Raw genomic sequence first — 14798 nt, 5'->3', positions numbered from 1 at the left:
GAAGACCCATGTATATACAGTATTCTAACCTTTAAAATTGATCAAGTGCTGATCAGATTGGTCTTAAGTGGTAAACTCCGCTAAATTCTAAAACAACCAAAATACTCATATGCTTAAGCTATTCTCAAAATATTTGACTGTAGGCGTGTTCAACACCGCGATTCACTGGTTTGTCTTCGCTGTTGGTGTCTATGCATTCTCTGTTAATCAGGCTACGGCAAATTTTCTGGCCTTCTCCGCTGCTGTAACATTCTCTTTCTTTGCTAATGCAGCGTTTACTTTCAAGTCAAAGCCTAAGGTGAAGGGGTATTTTCTGTTTGTTGGATTTATGGGGATAATGAGCATACTAGTTGGAAAATTGTCTGACTATTATCAGATAGCACCAGTCATTACCTTGGTTGAGTTCTCGTTGATAAGCCTGATTTGCGGTTTTTTTTATTCAAAACACATTGTATTTAGGGAAGAAAAATGAAGATTTCTCTGGTAGTTCCCGTCTTCAATGAAGAGGACGCAATTCCAATTTTCTATAAAACCGTTAGAGATTTTGAGGACCTCAAGCCATACGAAGTAGAGATAGTCTTCGTCAATGACGGTAGCAGGGATGCAACTGAGGCTATTATAAATTCAATCGCCGTTTCTGACCCATTGGTGAAGCCGTTATCCTTCACTCGCAATTTCGGCAAAGAGCCTGCGTTATTCGCCGGGCTTGACCATGCAACCGGTGATGCGATTATCCCGATAGACGTAGACTTGCAGGACCCCATAGAGGTCATCCCGCACCTTGTAGCGAAGTGGCAAGCAGGATCTGATATGGTGCTGGCTAAGCGCACAGACCGCTCAACTGATGGCCGACTTAAGCGCAAGACAGCAGAATGGTTCTACAAACTCCATAACAAAATCAGTAATCCGCAGATTGAAGAGAACGTTGGTGATTTCCGTCTGATGTCTCGTGAAGTAGTGGAAAACATCAAGCTCATGCCTGAGCGCAACCTTTTCATGAAGGGTGTATTGAGTTGGGTTGGTGGAAAAACTGATGTCGTTGAATATGCTCGTGCAGAACGCGTGGCGGGTAATTCCAAATTCCACGGCTGGAAGCTTTGGAACCTTGCCCTTGAGGGAATAACGAGCTTCTCTACTTTCCCTCTCCGGATGTGGACATATATTGGGGTGGCAGTAGCTGGAATGGCCTTCCTATACGGGGCATGGATGATCATAGATACTTTAGCTTTCGGTAATCCAGTAGATGGATACCCATCTTTGCTTGTTTCAGTCCTTTTCCTTGGTGGCGTGCAATTGATAGGCATTGGAGTGCTTGGAGAGTATGTCGGTAGAATATATATAGAGGTAAAATCAAGACCTCGATACATTATCAAAAGAAATGGGTAATTCATGGTTATGCTTATCTTTCAACGTAGATTTTTAGCTAGTGCATACTATGCTTCATTATCACTGTGCTTTATTATTCCATTTGTGTTTTTTTTATCGTGGAATAATATAGATTTTGGTGTAGATGATGAAATGGCTTTGCCGATAAGCTCTTTTCATGTTGACTCGTGCGCTTTATCAGGCAATTCTGCATTTATTTCTGGATGGGCCGTTGCAGATGGCGTAACGAACAGCCAAATAAGAGTTTATTTACTTTCTGGCTCAAATAGTAAAGTAGAGCTATTCACCTCTATGCAACGTAGACCGGATGTGAGCGCATACCTTAACAGCCCGGGAACATATGATAAGTCTGGATTCTATTCTTCCAGAATGTCACTGAAAAATGAGTTTAACTCAAAATACATTCTAATTTCACTTACTGATCTTAATGGTAAAACATATGAAGCTAAGTATGAATGCGTCTAGCATTAGGTCTGCGTTACTTTTATCTATTGTTTTCGCTTATCTGTATAGCTACGCTTCTACTATAGGCCTGTCACCAACAAATGACGACCATGTATTCCTTTCTGTTTTTAATAGCGGAAGGGTTATGGGTTTTATCTATGATAATTATCACATATGGAGTGGAAGGACAGCAATTGAACTCCTAATGGTTTCCACTATAGGATATTCTCTATTCTGGAAATTGGGGATTCCTTTATCTATAGTTTTGCTTGCATACTCTTCATGCCGCATATTAACTGCTAGACCATCAGCCACTTATATTGCTATTTTTGTTTTACTTTTCAGCCTGATCCCAGCAGCTATAAATGGAGACGCTTCTTGGTGGGTTACTGGATTTTATAATTACTTACTTCCCCTATCTGTGGCTGTGTATATTTTTTCTGTTTTATTTAAAGCTGATAGCGGTTATATTGTTAAAATCATATGCATACCGCTTGCTATATACGTTTCATACATGGAGCAGGTTGCTTTATGTCTTATTATTTGCTCTGCCATAATGACTGCATCTATGCCATCTACAAGGTGTAGATATTTTTATTTGTTGCTTACGTTAATTTCAATTAACTTTGCAATATGCATTTCTGCCCCAGGTAACATTAACAGACTGCATTTAGAAACTATTAATTGGATGCCGCTATTTGATCATTTTTCTCTGGTACAAAAGGTGTCGCTTGGATTTGATAAGGTGTATCAGTTCATTACATTCAAATACAATTATCCGCTACTCATTGCCTCATTGCTTACTGTGCTTTTAAGGCTCAAGAGGCAAATAATATCATTTCATGCTCTCCTTATGTTGATTATTGTATCCTCATTTGCCCCCCTTATGGTATATCACTCTTTGTGCGGTGGGTTGTTTTTTGAGGGTAACATTGTTGATAATGGGAATGTCTCACGATTAATTGTCTATTTTAACTATGCTTATTGCATTGTCTTTATAGTTTCTATGTTATTTCTAATCATAGATATGATGCTTGATAAAACAATATCCGGATTGCCGCTTGCCGGCATTCTGTGTGGCTTTGCATCAATTATGATTATGGGGTTTTCTCCCACCGTATACGCTTCTGGGGTTAGAGTTTACTTTGTCTTTGAGATTCTTTTGATAATTTCTTCATTGTACATGTTGAAGTGCTTTCATTTTCTCAATGAGCGGTAGGTGATGCATGTAGGCCGTTAAAGACACAATGTTAACGGCCTATATAATCATCTTATATTTGAAGCTGATGCTATAATTCTTGCTGATGCATTTGTTGTTACTGGGCCTCCTGTTCCATTTTTTGCTTCAAATTCTATAACTGATCCAACAGGTATCATTTCTTTAGTGAGGGTTACAAATCCACTATTTGAACATCCAAATACCTCAACACCATTAACTTTAACTGTGATTGCTAATACGTCCGTGGCTGGAACAGATATAGAAAGATTTAGCATGTTTAGATTGTGTATTAGCACTATGCCACCACTGCTTGTATCTCCATAATAGAAGGTGTAATCTCCAGTCGCCTCCCTGGATGAAAAGCTTAGCGGAGCAGTTCCTGTTGATGGGATTGTTACAGTGTTGACCAACATCTTGATGATTGGCTGGACGTCGTGAATCCAGTTAACATTACCGCTTCCTATTTCTGAGGAGAGCACTCCGAAACCTTTCCTGAATGCTCTGGCAGAAACATCAAAGTTAAATTTTGTTGAGATGCTATATACTATTCTGGCTGTTCGTGTGGCGCTTGTATAGAAGTTACAGGTATCATCAGCAGAAAATGTACCTTCATAGGGATCAACTCGTATTGCTATTAGCTCCCCAACACCATTTAGCATGCTCCCCTGACAGTTAGAGAATGAAACACAGCTATATTTACTATCTGAGTCTCCAACAATTCCTGAGTTGTTATCAACAGCCATCAGAAGCCCTGCACACTCAACATGTGTGCATGATACTTTAACACTCCCAAATGGATTTCCATACATTGACGAGCTCACCTGCTTGATTTGTGCAATCACACCGTCATTGTCAACGCTTGATACTGTTTCTCCAGAGGTTTGGTAAATTACGCCTCCAATAGCATTAAAAAGAGCTTTTGGGTATGTGAAATCAGTCTCTGGTTCACTTAACAAACTTCCGTTAATAGTAACTATTGCTTGCGACCCGTTTACTTCGCAAGCGCAATTGCAACGGTTGGTTTGTGCGTTGAGTTGTATCTCAGATATTTGCAGATCACTACCATCTCCAACCCTAAAAGCGCACGGAAATCTACGGAATCTTATGGTATTGACCTGCCCCCACGATTAGATACAACACTCAGTTAGTAACGTCGGAATCTTCATTCTCAGAATGACCCTTTCTCCAGCCCGCTGCAAATTCAGACGGTGTCTGATAATTCAGCGTGGAGTGCGGGCGGCATTCGTTATAATCCTGCCGCCAGTCATTAATAATTTTCCTGGCATGAACGATATCGCTGAACCAGTGCTCATTCAAACATTCATCGCGAAATCGTCCGTTAAAGCTCTCAATAAATCCGTTCTGCGTTGGCTTGCCCGGCTGGATTAAGCGCAACTCAACACCATGCTCAAAGGCCCATTGATCCAGTGCACGGCAAGTGAACTCCGGCCCCTGGTCAGTTCTTATCGTCGCCGGATAGCCTCGAAACAGTGCAATGCTGTCCAGAATACGCGTGACCTGAACGCCTGAAATCCCAAAGGCAACAGTGACCGTCAGGCATTCCTTTGTGAAATCATCGACGCAGGTAAGACACTTGATCCTGCGACCGGTGGAAAGTGCGTCCATGACGAAATCCATCGACCAGGTCAGATTGGGCGCCGCCGGACGGAGCAGCGGCAGACGTTCTGTTGCCAGCCCTTTACGACGTCTTCTGCGTTTTACGCCCAGGCCACTGAGGTGATAAAGCCGGTACACGCGCTTATGATTAACATGAAGCCCTTCACGGCGCAGCAACTGCCAAATACGACGGTAGCCAAAACGCCTGCGCTCCAGTGCCAGCTCAGTGATGCGCCCTGATAAATGCGCATCAGCAGCCGGACGGTGAGCCTCATAGCGGCAGGTCGACAGGGATAAACCTGTAAGCCTGCAGGCACGACGTTGCGACAGACCGGTCGCATCACACATCAACATCACGGCTTCCCGCTTCTGGTCTGTCGTCAGTACTTTCGCCCAAGAGCCACCTGAAGCGCCTCTTTATCCAGCATGGCTTCGGCAAGCAGCTTCTTGAGTCTGGCGTTCTCTTCCTCAAGCGACTTCAGGCGCTTAACTTCAGGCACCTCCATACCGCCATACTTCTTACGCCAGGTGTAAAACGTGGCATCGGAAATGGCATGCTTGCGGCAGAGTTCACGGGCGGGTACCCCAGCTTCGGCTTCGCGGAGAATACTGATGATCTGTTCGTCGGAAAAACGCTTCTTCATGGGGATGTCCTCATGTGGCTTATGAAGACATTACTAACATCGGGGTGTACTAATCAACGGGGAGCAGGTCACGACCATCCGAAAGTGTGGTGTAAATGGGATGACGGAAACTACTCGGTGCATCACGAACACGAACTACGCGCGGCTGCTGTTGATGAGCCTCGCGTGTATAAGAAATTAGCGTAAAATGAAACAATCAGAGGGAAACTAGACGGGGCTATTATGTGTAACTACTGCGGTGGTTCTGGAGTGGTTAATTTTGCATCCTACAGACATGTGTTATCACCATTATCTGGCATTTCTTACTGCCCATACTGCTCAACTGGAAGAGAAAATGCTGCAAAGCATAAATTACCGGAAAGGCAAGATATGCAGACAAAAAGCAATGGCATTGAGTTAATGCTCCAGAATGCGCAACGGAATTCAATAAAGTTGTGAGTTCAAACATGTTCAACAGGAGGTCGCTTAGGCGGCTTTTTTTACGCATCGACTAGACCGCCGCAATGGCGGTTTTTTATTGGAGATAGATATGACTCGTGAAGAGGCGATAGTAAAGCTCAGGGCTCTACATACAAGCTACGACCCTGAAAGTGACCATGCTGAGGCAGATAAGGTGCTTTGCGAACTTCTAACAACGCTTGGGTATGAGGATGTAGTTATTGAGTCCGACAATGTAGATAAGTGGTATGCATAGGGGTGACCATGGAATCACACAGCCTCACACTCGATGAGGCCTGTGCATTTCTCAAGATATCCAGACCTACCGCAACCAACTGGATTCGCACAGGCCGCCTTCAGGCAACACGCAAAGACCCTTCCAAACCAAAATCACCATACCTCACTACACGGCAAGCCTGCATTGCGGCGCTTCAGTCTCCGCTGCATACTGTCGGCGTGAGCGCGGGTGATGGCATTAAAGAGGAAACGAAATGTCACTCTTCCGCAGAGGTGAAATATGGTACTCATCGTACTCGCTCCCGGGCGGGAAGCGAATTAAGGAAAGCCTTGGGACTTCCGACAAGCGGCTCGCTACTGAGTTACATGACAAGCGCAAAGCTGAACTGTGGCGAGTAGACAGGCTTGGCGATTTCCCTGATGTAACGTTTGATGACGCGTGCATGCGGTGGCTTGAGGAGAAAGCCGAGAAGAAGTCACTGAAAGACGACCGCAGCCGCATGGCGTTCTGGTTGGCGCATTTCGAAGGGATTCGATTAAAGGATGTTACCGAGCAAAGGATTTACTCAGCAGTAAACAAGATGAGCAACCGCAAGCTGCTTGAAATATGGAAAATTCAGGCAGCAGCAGCGAAGAAGAATGGTCAGCCAGCACCGTTATATTCAGCCTCTCCTGTCACGACTTCCACCAAAGCCAAACACCTGGCGCTGATGAAAGCCATTCTGCGTGCGGCAGAACGTGACTGGAAGTGGCTGGAAAAGGCACCTGTGATTAAAGTGCCGGCCGTAAGGAATAAGCGGGTACGCTGGCTTGAGCATGAGGAAGCGAAGAGGCTTATTGATGAATGTCCTGAGCCACTGAAGTCGGTTGTTAAGTTTGCGCTGGCAACCGGTCTACGTCGTTCAAACATCATCAATATGGAATGGCAGCAAATCGACATGCAGCGTCGTGTTGCCTGGGTGAATCCTGAAGACAGTAAATCAAACAGAGCTATTGGTGTAGCACTGAATGATACGGCCTGTAAGGTACTACGCGATCAGATTGGCAATCATCATAAATGGGTGTTCGTCCATATGAAAGCCGGTGTTCGACCTGACGGGTCAAAGACTCCATCGGTCAGGAAGATGCGGGTTGATGACCAGAGCGCATGGAATGCTGCTTGTCGTCGTGCAGGTATTGAAGATTTTCGTTTTCACGATCTGAGGCACACCTGGGCGAGCTGGTTAATTCAGTCTGGCGTTCCGTTGTCTGTCTTGCAGGAAATGGGAGGCTGGGAAAGTATCGAAATGGTCCGTCGATATGCCCACTTAGCACCTAATCATTTAACAGAGCATGCGAAGCAAATTGACTCAATTTTTGGAGTTGATGTCCCAAATATGTCCCACATCGGAAAAGATGAGGAAGTGAAAGAGGCGTAAGTACATGATTCATAATGGCACGCCCTGTAGGATTCGAACCTACGACCTACGGCTTAGAAGGCCGTTGCTCTATCCAACTGAGCTAAGGGCGCACGGAGAAGAGTGTACTTCGCGGTGGTGAAACGCCTGGAATTATACGGTCAATGCGTAGTGAGTCAATGCCTTTTCCGCCTTCTCTGGCGATAATGACTAGCTGATTGTAAATACGGCTGTTTTTTCAACATTTATCCCTCTTTTACGGGCTGCGAAAAGGCTTAGCCGCTTTTAAGTAACGCCTGCTGTTTTCCTGTTTACTTCACCTTCACACTGTCCAGCGGTAACCCGGCCGCCTGGAGGCTGGAAGTGAACAGGACGACGGAGTGACAGCGCCAGACCAGACAGGTTTTCCCTCGTGCGTGCAGCACATCTCACACGATATTACAGGCATTAAGCTTGAACCCATTGTCGCCCTCTCATCTTCGCGCACGGTGGGGGCCGAAGTGCTCAGCGTGCTGTCGCCGCATCAGCAAAACGAAAGCTTTTTCCAGGACTGGTCCGCCGCCCGGGCGCTTATGCTGCTGGAAGCACAGATCGCCGCGTTAAAAAACCCCTTCCCCTGTGACAACCTTTTCATAAATTTGCCGATAACCGTTCTGACCATACCGGAAATGTTCCAGCGTTTACTGCAACTTAACAGCCCACCGCTGAACATTGAACTCGTGGAGCCTGCCTCGTTCTTTACACTCTCAGACCCGGCGCGTCTGAGGGTGAGTTGTGCGCTTCAGCAGTTGACCGCGCGAGGACACCGGATCTGGCTGGATGATATTGATGAAGCGTCAGGACAAGCATTTTTATCCTGCCGCCTGCCATTAAGCGGAATAAAAATCGATAAGATCGCTTTCTGGCGTTTACGTGAAACGCCGGCGCTGACACAGCTGGTCACCCTTTGTTCAAAAATCGCTGCGAATGTGCTTATTGAAGGCATTGAAACAGAACGGGACCGTACTTGCGCGCTTCATGCTGGCGCGCGCTTCGGTCAGGGATATTATTGGCCATCCTGGAGATGGCAGGAGGACTGAACGGTCATCGCCAAGAGGGAAGCTATGCGAATGACAGTGCGCCGTTACCGGCGTCGTCGGACAGGAAGTGATTCACTGGGTTCTACGCACTCGCCTTTTGCTCTCCCATTTTTTGATCGTCTCGAATATTTGAGCCAGTCAATCAACCAGACCCGCAAAACCGATGCTCCCTTTATCATTCTGGTCACACAGGATAATTTTTTCCGTTCCGGTTTACTGAGCGGGCAGTCGCCCCTGAGCAATTGCTGCGACTATTCCACGCTGGAAGCCGCCCTCAGTGATTTAAATCACTGGCCTTCATCGCGTCTGGTAATAGACATTGAGAGCCGCGCCTCGCCGCTCATCGACCTGCTGGACCGATTACGCCGCCACAGCCTGTTCGCCCCCTACCTGACACCCTACCTGCTCGTCCGCGCCGATGATTATGATGCTCGCCTGTTTTGTAAAGCGGCTGGCCCTTTTCATGTGCTTGAACGCCAGCTAACGGCGCTGGCTATGCAACAAACCTTGCTGGAAGCACCGTCACCCGCCGGCAACCGCAAAGAGTGGTTTTCACGGGATGAATGGCCGATCTTACAGGCGCTGTCGCAGGGGAGCTCCTTGCGGCAGATCGCGCAGTTACAGAACCGCCCCTACAGCCGCATTATTTACCGTCTCAGCTGCATCCTGGCGAAACTTGGGCTGAATCATCGTCATGAGTTGCTACATCTTCTCAACAACCTCTCAGATTTCACGTATTAACGTATTCAGTAACTTCTTAATTCCTAAAGACCTTTAGGAAATTACTTAGGATGCATGTTAAATTTTTGTGTTTTTTAACAAAACTTTCGATTTTATAACTATTCCTAATTCCAGCTCTTAAACCATGCGAAATGCTGCCGGTACGCTCAACGAGAGTGATTTTATCCATGCGTTAAGGTTCTGGCGCTTCAGTTAACAGGATGATAATGGTGTAAAAACAAGCGATTCACCTGTAAAAGAATGCGATGAGAGGTGAAGAAAACAGCAGATAGTACTGTTCTGTTGTTGGGAACGGCAATTTGCCAGGAGGCGTTTGAAACGGAGAGATGACGCACGAAATGGCGGATTTCAGGGATGGCAGGCAGGCGGGATGCTGGTTGTCACAGCCTGCTTGCTGTTAACATTCATTTAACATACAGTAAAATCGTTTATTTTTTGTTATTACATAAAGATGAAAGTGTGTGGTAAATGCAATATCAGGACATTTTTGCTAATTTTAAAAAGTTAGTGATTCAGATCCAGAACATAATAATCAGCAATATATGGATATTAATTTACAGGCTTTTCGGACAATACTTAAACGGTATAATAAGACGTGTTTGACACGCGAATAAGAAAAATCATTTTGCCATAACCAGCCTTATGAGATAACTGCGCTGAGGCATTGATATCACCACTACGTAAACAAGGATGCTTTCGCTCTTCCCAGGGACATTTACCGTACAAGGATCTGCGCAATTATCCTTCCGGCTTTTCGAGAGTTTTAACAAAACTCAGCATAACGCTTTTAACAATCTGAGGCATAAAAAATGAAACCGGCATCCGTTATCATTATGGACGAACACCCTATCGTCAGAATGTCGATAGAAGTCCTGCTACAGAAAAATAAAAACATCCAGGTCAAACTGAAGTCAGGCGACAGCCACGAGGTGCTTGACTGTATACGCAACCACCCCATTGACCTGGTCATTCTCGATATTGAAATGACGGGCACGGATGGGTTCGTATTACTGAAAAGAATCAGGAACTTAAATAAAGACATTAAGGTTCTTTTCCTCTCTTCGAAATCTGAAGCCTTCTACGCAGGACGCGCCATCCGCGCCGGGGCAAATGGTTTTGTCAGTAAGCGAAAAGATCTGGGGGAAATTTATAACGCGGTGGAAATGATCCTGACGGGCTATTCCTTCTTCCCCTCAGAAACATTGAGTTTTATAAACCACCTGGGCTCGCGGACGGGCGCCGCCGTGGATATGCCATTATCGAATCGTGAAGTGACGGTTCTGCGATATCTGGCGAACGGATTATCTAATAAGGAGATTGCGGATCAATTATTACTTAGCAACAAAACAATTAGCGCCCATAAGTCTAATATCTTTTCCAAGCTGGGCGTGCAAAGTATCGTTGAATTAATTGATTACGCGAAAGCGCACGAATTACTATAATCCTACCCTCTCCCTGCAACATATAACCGTTACAGGGAGAGTGGATACGATTAATTATAATTAATCATGAAAGTTGCATCGGCGTCAGCCCGTCCCGGCTGCGGGTTATCCGCCGTGGCGATATAATTGGCATAAAACGATAGTTCGGCATTTCCCTGCGCATCTACCGCCACCGTCTGGCTGGTCTGCTGCAACGCGAGGCGCGTTTTATCCCGGTCGAGGATCTCCACGGCCACGTTGCTGGCCGCGCTGGCATCATTCAGCGCCAGCAGGCTATTATCATGCCCGTCCATCTTCCCCGTAAATGTGACCGAAGCCGCCCCCGGCGGACATCCGGTCAGCTTCAGGGTGAACGGTACAGGCTGCGTCCGGCTCCCCGTTGTGCGAAGCTGTTTCGTGGGCCAGGTGCCGAGCGTGACGGTTTTATTGCTGTCGTCCCCCTCCGCCACGCAGGTAAAATCCACGATATTGCCGTAGAGCTGAATGTTAATTTCCCCAAGCGCCGTCTCTGCGTGTGCAGGGGAGCAAAGCGCAAAGAGCGCGGCGGCTAAATACCGCATTCCGTTTCGCATACCTGCTCCTTAGTCGTAGTCGACGCGTAAATAGCCGCGAGAGGTAAAACGCCCCTCGGCAGGTTTTTTACCGGTTACGCTGACGGGCCACGCGCGGATCCCCACCTGCGCCTGAGCGCTGTCGTCCAGACGGAACGGGATTTTGCTGGTCAGGTTGTTGGGCGTCAGCGGCACGCCATTACTGTTGGCAATCACAAAACCCACATCCGCGTTATCGGAAACCAGCGTACTGCCTGAAACCTTCTCCGCTTCAACACGCATCGTGAGCATGGCGTTCGCCTCGACGTTGGTGCATTTGATGCCGATGGTTTTGCTTTGCGCTGAGATCCCCTCCGGCTTATTCCCGATGCCTGCTTTACTGAACAGGGAGGCGCCGATGTCGCCGAAATCGAACTCCACCACATTCCCGGCATTAATTTCACAGCTCTGAGGTACCTGAATAGTCCCGCTGTAGCTGATGGTATAAACCGGCGTGGTGAGCGGATCCGAGGAGGTCGTGGTGACGTAAACCCGGAACATGGTCGCCCGGGGGATCACCACCATATTGATAAAGCGTCGGGTCACTTTAAGCCGGAAGACGAGGCTGGAATCCTGTACGCCAAACGGTTTGTTTTTAGACACATTCGGGTGGCTCCCCATCTGGATGTAGCTTTTGGGCGGATAAAACGTGCCAGCGTAGCTGTCGGTAATTTTCATCGCCCCGTCCAGATAGTCGTTTAGCTTCAGATACTGGTAGCCATCGCTGGTGCCCGTAACAGGGAAATCGGTAACATAGCTGCGCTTGGTGGTGTTCCCGGACGTTCCCTTAGGGCAGACGGCGTTGACGCCCACCCACTGGGACTTCTCGCTGAGCGTGACAATCTGCCCCACCTGGTTATTGGAGCTGTTAAATTTATCCGTCAGGTCGTAATACACCTCCGTCGGCACGCCATTTTCATTGACGCAGACCGTGGCGAAGGCCTCAGATAGCGGAAAAAACGCCAGCAGGGATAGCCCCAGATAATGGATTTTATTCACAGCGGATCCCCTTAAGTGTGATCGCCTGTTGCAGGCTTTGTTCTGGCAGGCTGTAGGGCGCACGACACTGGGACTGTTTCCCGTCTCCCCACTGAATCAGCAGTTCTCCGCTCAGCGGCAGCCCGCTCAGGTAAATCTGACCGTCATCTCCCACCATGCTGGTTACGCCGCTCTGCGTCTCACGCACCACCGCCCCAAACGGTACAGGCTGGTTATCACGCTTCACGGTGAGCAGCGCACGCACGCCGATGCGGGTGTCAAAACTGGCGCGCACCAGCGCACCGTTCGTCGGCACGACGCTTGAAACGTTATTTTCAATGTCGGTGTTGTTGCTCATGGTGTTGGTGTCGAGCGCCACGCGGTTGTAACGGTACACCGTGGCGTACGGCATCACCGCATAGCCACGCCAGTCTGTTTTGACGCCGGTCTGGTTTTCGACGCTCACGCCTGACGCGCCCGGCGCTTTGATCAAGACGTTGGTATCGCCCAGCGGCTGACTGAATGTGATGCCGTCTGAATGCCCTACCACGCCGCCGGAGAGCTGCCAGTTGAGGTCGTGCTGATCCCGGGCGTAGTTGTAGCCCACGCCCAGCGTGCCGTACGTCGCCTGCCAGTTAGCGCTGGCGCTGCCGCTGGCACCGTTATTGCTGGTGTGACCCTGCGTGACGCTGTAGTTCAGGTTACGATCCTGGAGCAGCGTTCCGCTGATCCCGGTCTGCCAGCTGGTATCACCGTCGCTGTTGCGGCTGGCTGAGGCCGTGGCATAGGCCCGGTCGATCGCGTTATCGCGACGGTAGCCGTGACGGGTGAACAGGCTGAACGGGACGGAGACGTTGAACGAGGCGATCCGGTCGGTTCCGTCAATGCCGACGGCCTTGTTCCACGACCAGGATAAGGCGTAGCTGACCCCTTTCACCCCGCCCGCGTAGCCAAGCTGATACCAGACGTTGGATTCGCTGGTGCCCCAGTAACTCTGCTGGCTGCCCGACACGTACACCGAGCCGTAATCGCCGAGAGACTGGGAGATATTGAGCTGGAAACGCCCTTTTTTATTCAGCGTCAGGTTGTGATAGCTCTGCACGTCCGGCACGCCGTCATCGTCCTGATCGTCGCCATACTGGTAGCCTTCCATTGTGCGCCAGGCCACATCGTCGAGGGTGTAGAAGCCTTTGGTCGAGTAGCGATAGCCCAGCAGCTGGAAGTTGGTGCCGAATCCGTTAAGGGATTTTGCGTACAGGAACCGCAGGGACTGCCCTTCATGGCGGCTGTCATCGGCAAGCTGGCTGCGGGCATGGGTGAGATCAAGTGAAACCGCCCCCCAGTCACCGAGGTTTTTACCCGCGCCAATGGCGATGGCGGTATAGCGCGAGGCCAGCTGCGTTCCGCCGTACAGCGTGTAACCGTCGGCAAGACCCGCAATCATCGTACCCTGAGTAAAGAACGGCGTGTCCTGCTCGCTGTTGCCGCTGCGATAGTCCCCTGCCACCAGATCGTATTTCCAGCGTCCTTCACGCTGGAGCAGCGGAACGGTGGAATACGGGACGGTGTAGCGCTGCTGGCTGCCGTCCTTCTCTTCCACCGTCACCTCCAGGTCACCGCTTGAGGAGGTCGGGTTAAGATCAGTTATCGCAAAAGCCCCCGGCTGCACATAGCTCTGGTAAATCACGTATCCGTTCTGGCGGATCACCACTTTGGCAGGGGTGCGGGCGATTCCGCGCACGGTAGGCGCGTAACCTTGCAGACTGTCCGGGTACATACTGTCGGACGAATAGAGGCGACCACCGCGAAAACCGACGCTGTCGAAGACATCGTTACCGGTGTTGCTGTCGCCAAGCACCAGCTCGCTTTTCAGCGGGATGATCGTACGCTGCGCCCAGGTACCAATATTTTGCCAGCTGCTGTGCCGCTGGCCGTTGCTTTCGGTATAACGCCACGCGCCGTTATTGCGTAATCGCCAGGCGCCATAGTTCAACCCGCTTTGCAGGTTCAGATAGTAGCTGTCGTCGTCGCTGCCCCGGTTGCCGGTAAAGCTGTAGTTCAGCAGCGCGGCGGGGATGCCTTCATCCCACTGTTCAGGTGGAATATACCCGCGGGCGCTGTTTTGCATCGCCACCTGAGGCAGGCTGACGTTCAGGCGCAACGAGGCGAAGTTGAACGCCGTTTCGCTGCCCGGAATAGCCGTGGTGAGCGGAACGCAGGTATCGCCCTGCACGTTGCTCAGTTCCGGGAAGGCGGCGATATTGACGCCAAAGCGATCGAGCATCGCGCGCGTAATGCACGGCGACAAACCGCCCGCGACCGGCGGCGTGTTGTCAGCTTGCTCAAACCGCACGTCCTGCGTGCCGATAAACTCATCGTTACGCCAGATATCGACGCGATAGACGCCCGGTGCCTGCTGGTGGCCTTTTTCAAAACGCGACAAATCCGCCACGTTCGCCGTGTCATCGGAGAGAAACGCCGGGTTAAAGTAGCTTTCGCCCCAGCCAGCGAGTGGCCAGAGCGTTGCCATCAGTGCCAGCGCAACCGGGCAGTAACGCCATTGAGTGTTCATCGCCCTGTCTCTGC

The 14798-nt window shown here is 49.2% G+C and carries 13 protein-coding genes, 1 tRNA gene and 1 pseudogene; 9 read left to right on the top strand and 6 right to left on the bottom strand.

Going from position 1 to position 14798, the window contains the following annotated elements; translation table 11 throughout:
• Positions 1–109: 109 nt before the first annotated feature.
• The 4 genes from ACQG1Y_RS05955 (at position 110) to ACQG1Y_RS05940 (ending at position 3049) form a co-directional block, all read left to right on the top strand.
• Positions 110–472, top strand: a complete 363-nt coding sequence (locus tag ACQG1Y_RS05955) for a GtrA family protein (RefSeq protein ID WP_368740675.1) — start codon at positions 110–112, stop codon at positions 470–472.
• On the top strand, positions 469–1386 hold the full coding sequence (locus tag ACQG1Y_RS05950) for a glycosyltransferase family 2 protein (RefSeq protein ID WP_414234605.1): 918 nt from the start codon (positions 469–471) through the stop codon (positions 1384–1386). The genes ACQG1Y_RS05955 and ACQG1Y_RS05950 overlap by 4 nt, the downstream gene beginning before the upstream one ends.
• Positions 1387–1389: 3 nt before the next feature.
• The gene (locus ACQG1Y_RS05945) at positions 1390–1851 is read left to right on the top strand and encodes a hypothetical protein (RefSeq protein WP_368740674.1); all 462 of its coding nucleotides are present in this window, start codon (positions 1390–1392) and stop codon (positions 1849–1851) included.
• Between the two features lie 124 nt (positions 1852–1975).
• On the top strand, positions 1976–3049 hold the full coding sequence (locus tag ACQG1Y_RS05940) for a hypothetical protein (RefSeq protein WP_368740673.1): 1074 nt from the start codon (positions 1976–1978) through the stop codon (positions 3047–3049).
• 47 nt (positions 3050–3096) lie between these two features.
• Here ACQG1Y_RS05940 and ACQG1Y_RS05935 read toward each other — a convergent pair whose 3' ends face one another.
• Entirely contained in the window at positions 3097–4005 is a 909-nt protein-coding gene (locus ACQG1Y_RS05935) for a hypothetical protein (protein ID WP_426736696.1), read from the bottom strand.
• A 184-nt stretch (positions 4006–4189) separates the two neighbouring features.
• Positions 4190–5310 (bottom strand): IS3-like element ISSen4 family transposase gene (locus ACQG1Y_RS05930; protein WP_087451024.1). Its coding sequence is split into 2 segments (ribosomal slippage): positions 4190–5052 and positions 5052–5310, totalling 1122 coding nucleotides; the frame shifts between segments, so codons are not numbered across the junction.
• 702 nt (positions 5311–6012) lie between these two features.
• On the opposite strand from ACQG1Y_RS05930, the pseudogene ACQG1Y_RS05925 reads away from it, so the two are divergent.
• Together ACQG1Y_RS05925 and ACQG1Y_RS05920 are read left to right on the top strand one after the other, a co-directional pair.
• Positions 6013–6108: pseudogene (locus tag ACQG1Y_RS05925) on the top strand (helix-turn-helix domain-containing protein); the annotation flags it as partial.
• 131 nt (positions 6109–6239) lie between these two features.
• The gene (locus ACQG1Y_RS05920) at positions 6240–7403 is read left to right on the top strand and encodes an integrase (RefSeq protein ID WP_368740666.1); all 1164 of its coding nucleotides are present in this window, start codon (positions 6240–6242) and stop codon (positions 7401–7403) included.
• A gap of 15 nt (positions 7404–7418) precedes the next feature.
• Here the strand turns inward: ACQG1Y_RS05920 and ACQG1Y_RS05915 are convergent.
• A tRNA-Arg gene (locus tag ACQG1Y_RS05915) sits at positions 7419–7495 on the bottom strand.
• Between the two features lie 303 nt (positions 7496–7798).
• On the opposite strand from ACQG1Y_RS05915, the gene ACQG1Y_RS05910 reads away from it, so the two are divergent.
• The 3 genes from ACQG1Y_RS05910 to fimZ all read left to right on the top strand — a co-directional run bounded on the left by ACQG1Y_RS05910 (position 7799) and on the right by fimZ (position 10644).
• On the top strand, positions 7799–8461 hold the full coding sequence (locus ACQG1Y_RS05910; RefSeq protein ID WP_033486630.1) for an EAL domain-containing protein: 663 nt from the start codon (positions 7799–7801) through the stop codon (positions 8459–8461).
• A 24-nt stretch (positions 8462–8485) separates the two neighbouring features.
• Positions 8486–9202, top strand: coding sequence for a helix-turn-helix transcriptional regulator (locus ACQG1Y_RS05905; protein WP_017383240.1), 717 nt, complete (start codon positions 8486–8488; stop codon positions 9200–9202).
• Between the two features lie 809 nt (positions 9203–10011).
• Entirely contained in the window at positions 10012–10644 is a 633-nt protein-coding gene (gene fimZ / locus ACQG1Y_RS05900; protein WP_003858901.1) for a fimbria biosynthesis transcriptional regulator FimZ, read from the top strand.
• A gap of 50 nt (positions 10645–10694) precedes the next feature.
• Here fimZ and sfmF read toward each other — a convergent pair whose 3' ends face one another.
• Genes sfmF through ACQG1Y_RS05885 form a run of 3 tightly spaced genes read right to left on the bottom strand, consistent with a single transcriptional unit; the run spans position 10695 to position 14784 of the window.
• On the bottom strand, positions 10695–11216 hold the full coding sequence (sfmF, locus tag ACQG1Y_RS05895) for a fimbria assembly protein (protein WP_096205470.1): 522 nt from the start codon (positions 11214–11216) through the stop codon (positions 10695–10697).
• A gap of 9 nt (positions 11217–11225) precedes the next feature.
• Positions 11226–12233: a type 1 fimbria D-mannose specific adhesin FimH gene (fimH, locus tag ACQG1Y_RS05890; protein ID WP_023296054.1), complete on the bottom strand. Its 1008-nt coding sequence runs from the start codon at positions 12231–12233 to the stop codon at positions 11226–11228.
• Positions 12226–14784 (bottom strand): fimbrial biogenesis usher protein, encoded by a 2559-nt coding sequence (locus tag ACQG1Y_RS05885; RefSeq protein WP_015571221.1) that lies wholly within the window; start codon positions 14782–14784, stop codon positions 12226–12228. Before ACQG1Y_RS05885 ends, fimH begins: the two co-directional genes overlap by 8 nt.
• Between the last annotated feature and the right edge of the window lie 14 nt (positions 14785–14798).

The sequence above is a fragment of the Enterobacter cloacae complex sp. 397G4 genome (assembly GCF_050031515.1).
In the GTDB taxonomy this organism is placed as follows: domain Bacteria; phylum Pseudomonadota; class Gammaproteobacteria; order Enterobacterales; family Enterobacteriaceae; genus Enterobacter; species Enterobacter hormaechei_C.
This window is presented reverse-complemented; position numbering and strand designations above follow the sequence as displayed.